Source organism: bacterium, from assembly GCA_018812485.1.
Classification (GTDB): domain Bacteria; phylum JAHJDO01; class JAHJDO01; order JAHJDO01; family JAHJDO01; genus JAHJDO01.
This window is the reverse complement of the sequence record JAHJDO010000059.1, coordinates 1-6,183: the sequence shown is the minus strand read 5'-3', so window position 1 is coordinate 6,183 and position 6,183 is coordinate 1. Positions and strand designations below refer to the sequence as shown.

Genomic DNA, 6,183 nt, shown 5'->3' with positions numbered 1-6,183 from the left:
GGGGTAGCCGGCTTCTACAAGCATATCAATCTGTTTCTTTATCATCTTTCGCTGATTATATTTGTGATCCCATGCTATTCTTGGACTCAGAAATCTTGCCTGTTTTAGCAATCTGGCTACTTCAGGAGTTAATAATCTGCCATCTATTCCACATTGGCTTTCAGAATAAACTACTCTGCTGTTATACTTAGAGTTTTTCAATTCTTCTAATATCTCTTTTATATAAGGATTTGCTAAAAGATTATTGTCATAAAAAATTATTCTATTACTACATATTTCATTCTTTAAGCTTTTCTTATAAGTAAATTTGGGCTCGATTTTCCATGTTCCACAGAATTTGCATCTCCTTAAACAACCTCTACTTGTATGCGCTATTTGATAATCAACATCAACTAAATCATAAGCTGGTTTAAACTTCTCAACCCTATTATCCACGCCAATAAATACTTCATCACAACCTGATTTTTTGCAATGCTCCGGCATTAAAGAAGCATAAATACCTCCAACTATAACTTTTGCTTTGGGGTAATTCTCCTTATAGAATCTGACGCTTTCCCATACATGATTAGCCCAATATGTAAAGAGGGAAGTTATTTTGACTTGATTTGGGTAAAAATCAGAGAAATGTTGATTGCCTCTAACAAGTTTGATTTTATCACCCTTTGTTCTATGATAGCTTGCCAGTTTTAATAATCCTATTGGCAAGAAGTCTCTATGATTCTTGCTCTTTGGCGGGATAGGGAAATTCGGCTCTACCAATAAGATTTTCATCTTATTTTCTATTGGACACCTTTATTTTCAGTTTTAAATCACTAAACAGAACATTTCTCTCAAACGAATCGTATTTTAATCTTTCGTCTAAATATTCATTTGTTTTGTGCCATGTTAAATACACAATGACTTCATTATTTTGAAATACAATATTATCTATTGTGACCTTTTGTTCATCTTCGCGTTTGTAATCATCCCAAGTATCTATATAAATCAACAAAGCAGCAAGAGGGAAATTTTTCATATCAATCGGAAATATTTTTACATCAGCCAATTCTTTCCATATTCTATGGTCGTGTAACGCAATAGCTAGAGCCGCTGGGAAGATATGATATAGGAAGAATGCCTTATTTTTAAAATTTGAGGCTTTTTTCTTCCTTAAAAAATCAGATGACAATTCGAAACAGCCAACTACACCATGACTTTTTAACTTATTATAGCTTTCCCTTAAAATGGGAGCTATATTCTCGTCTACTTCACCAAGTGCGAACCCTATGAAAGGCTTATCTCGGTCTTTATTCTTTTTACAAGATTGCTTAATCAATTCTACAATATTACCAAGCGAATTTTTGTATTCTTCTCTTTGCCAATCTTTGCTTAATTCTTCTTCAATCTTTTCTTTTAATGCGGGATTATCTTTATCTGGGTCGCTCAAATAAATACGGTAAGCATCTCGTTTTATTCTACCAATATCATGAAACAAAGAGGCTAAAAGCCAAATATACTCAACGTTAATTTTACTCGTTCCAAGGATTTTTTGATAATAATCTGAAAACTTCTTGTAGAACTTATCAATGATAATACAACCTATAAGAAAAACTCTAGCTGAATGAAAAACATGGTCTTTGCATTTTACATCTGAAAAATTTAAAAGATTTTCAAAGTTAGAAAGACGCATGAAGGGGATATCATTGCCAAGATAACTGGGATGCGTTCTTAACATTTTATTAATAGAATTGCGAACAATAGATAACTGTCTCTCTTTCTTATGCGTCTTTTCTAAATCTTTAGCTAAAGTTTTAATTTGATCCTTAAACCTAATTTTTTTAATCTGTTTCAGTTCGTTTAAAATTATCTGTGGAAACCAACCCTCTTTTTTGATTTTTTTTCTGATAATTTGCTCAATTTTCTCTGATTTAAAAGGATGAACCGTATTTATGCTTTCCTTGCTATAAATTTTTAACCCAAAGCCGTTTTTCTTGCAAAATAATTTTAAGTTCTCATATTCAGAATCTAAAGATGAAAATAAACATATTCGTAAATTAGAATGGTCTTTTAAAGCTCTAATTGCTTCGTTTTGATATATTTTTCTAGAAAACTGTTGATTAAAGATAACATCAACTGCTATATAAATCTTATCTTTGGAATTTGAAAATATATATTTGGGCAACCATTTATATTTATTGATAAAGCGGAGAGGTTTATCTAATCTTTTCCACCCCAGACGATCTTCTATGAGCTTGGCTAAATTATCCGGTACCATACATAAGACTCCTATCTAACTTTTTTCTTAGCCTGTCTAAGAATATCAATTAGAGAATCTATTTTTTTAAACAGGTTCTCTTTAAGATTAGGATAAATTTTAAGCTGAGAAAATCTTAAGTTTCCGATTATTGACTCCAGCTCTTCTATTTTTTCCTCGGCCTCGCCTGCCAATTTTATTAAATCTTCTTTATTAAGTGGGAATTTCAATTCAAAACTTCTATAAATGTCCCCGGGAGTTTTGTTCTTTTTATCTAAAAACTCGATAATAAGTTTCTTTAACTCCTCTTTTTGCTCGCTAGTTTTTGCTTGCATAAAAAGAGGTAACAAATTGTCTATGGGCTCCCTTGTGGTACTAATTACCTTTTTTCTTACTTTGTCTAATAACTTCTCTCTTATGGTATCAATTCCATACTTTTTTATTATATCTGGAAATAACCTTTCTATCTGTTCGACAAAACTAGCTTCTAACTGTACAAGATGACTGAATCTTATATTATTCTTCGGGTCATCTATTTCCTCGAGAATTTTTTCATCTTTATCTGCATATTTTAAAACACGGAAAAGATCTCTTAATTTGGTATCACTATAACCTGTTTTTTCTTGGATGATATCCAATATCTGCTCTTCTTGTTTTTGGCCAAGTTCTTGTTGAACATTTTTTACTATACTTTTTAATGCACGTGCTTGTGCGGTACGAGACCATTCTTTGCGCAAAGTATGAATCTGGAAAGCATATAATACTTCATCACCGGTTTCTGGTTTTGTAACTTTATGAACAGGGACTTTCTGTTGATTGGTTTCCAAAGCTGCCCTAAGGCGTCTTTCACCATCAATTAGAATAAACTCTTTACCTTCTTTTAAGTATGGTTTTACAACAAGAGGTACTAAAACACCAAATTCATAGATAGAATCTTTTAACCGCTGAAAATCTTCATCAGATTTTATCTCTTCTTCAGATTCATCCCTTACATTACTCGGGTCTATTGCAATCAATTTAGGATTAATTTCATCTATGCTATACTTTTTCCTTTTTTTCATCACGGCCTCCCAATATATTTATTTAATGTTACTTTTACCCTTAATAAATCTTTCCCGAATCTCTAATCATCATCAGGCAAATCAGTTCTGAATTCTGCGTAAACAGGATAATGATCTGAAACTTTCTTGATAAAATCGGAGTCTGTTATGCTATATTCAGTATCCCATCTGAATGCTCCTGATTTTCCTGTATATTCCATTTTTGCAGTTGTGTCTCTTGTCATCATCCTGTCATAGGTATTGTCAGCTGTTCCGACTGTTGTATCTACATTATTTCCAATCATCTGTGTCCATTCAGGTAAAATTACAGCCAGTTTTTCCTCTTTTAAATAAGAACCATCTGCATTCATATCCCCAACTACTATTACATCTTTCTCAGAAGAACTGTTATAGATATTGTTTATTACAACTTCCAGATGTGTGAGTTCTCTTTCAACGTCTTCAGGCTTGATGTGATTATCAACAATAGTAAAATCAAAATTACCGCTCTTGAAAGAAGCGATAAAAGGCTCTCTTTCAAAAACGTCATCAGTATCTTCTACAACATTAATGCTATTTGGAATAAGAGTTATTGTTTTTGTATTATAGACAAAAGCATACTGTTCTTTACTCGTACTTCTGCCTAACCTTTCGCTTATTATGTAGTCATATTTTGTATTGGCATCATTAATGTAATTTAACAAGGTGGGTATAACATTTTGTTCAGTGCTTCTTACTTCTTGTATTGCAACTAAGTCATATCTTTTAACTATCTTTGAGATTATTTGCATGACTTCTGCATTTTGTATCTTTGTCTGGCCGAAAATCTGAATATTGAATGAGGCTATTTTTATAGTTTGAGGGTTTGGTTCTGGTTTCGGTTTGGGTGGGGGTGTTGTGCAGCCTGCTACGAGAATTAGAGTTATTATTAAAAATAGGATTAGATATTTTTGCTTCACGATTGATATTTTACCTCTTTTAAGGAAGTTAAGGTAGGAGATTGTGGAAATTGGTAGGTAAGCTAATGCAGTTCTAAAATCGTCCAGCCATGCACACAAACGCGATTTTGTAGCCAGTATTCCCGATACCTAAGCCAATAATACGCCACTTATTCTCCAATATGTTTATATGGTGGTTTTAATTAGGGCAGGCTGTGATAGCAGCACATCAGCCTGAGTAACTGTTTATGGCAACATTTGCTTTATTTGTTGACTTTTTCCAATACTCTTTTTAAGCAATTTGGTTTTTTGGTGTGCCTCTTTTAATAATGTACGGATTGCATTAACAAAAGGACCGTAAGAGAAAAAATTGGGTATGCAAGGAGTTCGTAATTCCGATGGAAAAGAATAATTTGCAAAAATTATCTCTTGATTTCTGGGTAATGATTTGATCTGATAACTTGAAGCAAAAGGAAAGAAAATATTTTTATATCGTGCTTGAAGGCATTCAGTTAATGCCACTTCAAAAGTAGTGGGATCAGTATTAATATATCTTCGGTTTATCCCTGAAATATTCTTAGATATATCAATAATGTTTTTTACAGATAAGTTGTAACCCAGAAAATGTGCAAGTAAAAGATCGAAATTCTCTAATGGTGTTTTTGGTTTGAGTTGATATAGTTGTTCCAGTTTATCTTTCCTTTTACAAAGGAGGCATGCATAACGCAATGCTATGTTGCTATAACTTAAAAAAGACTTATTTTCATGATGTTTTTGTAAGAATAATATTTCATCAAAAGCATGATCGAAATCACCAAGCAAGAGGTGACGTTCAAGCCCATAATAGTAGATAAAAACATAACTGATGTTTATTGGCTTGGAAATATCTCTCAACCAATTTAAGTAAATCCATCGTTGTTGTGGGTCCAAACCAGCATAGCTAGGGAAATAATCTGGATGCGGAATAATCTCAGGATTAGTTGGTTTATAAATAGGCAGTTTTAAAAAAATTGTGCTCGGGTCATCAGAAAGTCTATTATTTAACTCGACTTTCTTTTCAAAGATATTAATTGTTATCGAAATACCTAAACCTATTGATATTTCAGAAGGAGATTTGTCGGAAATATAAAGTAATTTGCCAGTACGACCTTGCACATCAATTTCAAAATCATTTACTCGAACTATTCCAGTGGAATTATTTGTCATTTGTTTTGAAATTGTGCCATTCCAAATGTTACACAATATTTCGAGCAGGCCGAAAAGAAATTGGCCTATTGTATTACTTTTTGCAGAACCATGACTCGATTTCTAGTGTTTCGGTTGACGAAAGTCAGCGTGTGTTGGTATCCGGAGGACGAGAATAGCTTGATACTGGCTTTATTATTGTCTCGGATGGTACATTGAGCAATGCGAGTGCCAATTGTAACCGCTCTATGCTCAGCTTGATTCAGCAAATCTCGCCCTATTCCTTTCCTTTGGTATTTTGGATCAACTGAAAGGTGTTTGATTTCGGCTTGGTACCATTGAACCTCCTCGACCTCTGCAACGCCGATCACATCTCCATTTTCATCTATTTTCGTAATCAATCTGTCTCTTTTCTCCAGAATGCTGTTCTGGTCATATTTTCTATCCAGGAGATTCTGAGTGTTGAGTAGTTTAGCTATTTGCTCTGCCTGTTTGTTTGTCATTCTCTTCCTTTATTATATTACAAGACCTGATCCCATTATTTCTTATTATCAAAATTCCTTGTCACAGGTCTCGCTGACGTTAGCCGATACGAGTTTTATGCTGTCACTGATATCTATAGATTTGCCTGTTTCCCCATTGTGTGTCTTACAAAGCGGGACGATATACCAACTGCTGTCATTAGAACTGTCTTTCTGAACATGGGCACCTACTTCTGGCTTTTGAGTACACTTTACTTCAGGACAGTAGGTGGGAATAGACTGTCCACTGAAGTTTTTCCAATGAT

At 33.6% G+C, this 6,183-nt stretch carries 7 protein-coding genes; all 7 read right to left on the bottom strand.

What is annotated here, in order from left to right; genetic code table 11:
• A partial coding sequence (locus KKC91_04630) for a Fe-S oxidoreductase (GenBank protein MBU0477836.1) occupies window positions 1–771 on the bottom strand: 771 nt, incomplete at its 3' end.
• Window position 772: 1 nt separating this feature from the next.
• Complete coding sequence (locus tag KKC91_04625; protein ID MBU0477835.1) at window positions 773–2,254, bottom strand: hypothetical protein; 1,482 nt, start codon at window positions 2,252–2,254, stop codon at window positions 773–775.
• An 11-nt stretch (window positions 2,255–2,265) separates the two neighbouring features.
• A complete protein-coding gene (locus tag KKC91_04620; GenBank protein MBU0477834.1) occupies window positions 2,266–3,294 on the bottom strand; it encodes a ParB N-terminal domain-containing protein in 1,029 nt (342 codons plus the stop codon).
• 62 nt (window positions 3,295–3,356) lie between these two features.
• The gene (locus tag KKC91_04615) at window positions 3,357–4,232 is read right to left on the bottom strand and encodes an endonuclease/exonuclease/phosphatase family protein (protein ID MBU0477833.1); all 876 of its coding nucleotides are present in this window, start codon (window positions 4,230–4,232) and stop codon (window positions 3,357–3,359) included.
• Window positions 4,233–4,457: 225 nt separating this feature from the next.
• On the bottom strand, window positions 4,458–5,417 hold the full coding sequence (locus tag KKC91_04610; protein ID MBU0477832.1) for a TerB N-terminal domain-containing protein: 960 nt from the start codon (window positions 5,415–5,417) through the stop codon (window positions 4,458–4,460).
• A gap of 65 nt (window positions 5,418–5,482) precedes the next feature.
• Window positions 5,483–5,899 carry a GNAT family N-acetyltransferase gene (locus tag KKC91_04605; protein MBU0477831.1) on the bottom strand — a complete coding sequence of 139 codons (417 nt, stop codon included), beginning with the start codon at window positions 5,897–5,899 and terminating at the stop codon, window positions 5,483–5,485.
• Window positions 5,900–5,947: 48 nt separating this feature from the next.
• Window positions 5,948–6,183, bottom strand: a 236-nt coding sequence (locus tag KKC91_04600; GenBank protein MBU0477830.1) for a hypothetical protein, incomplete at its 5' end; no start/stop codon positions are given.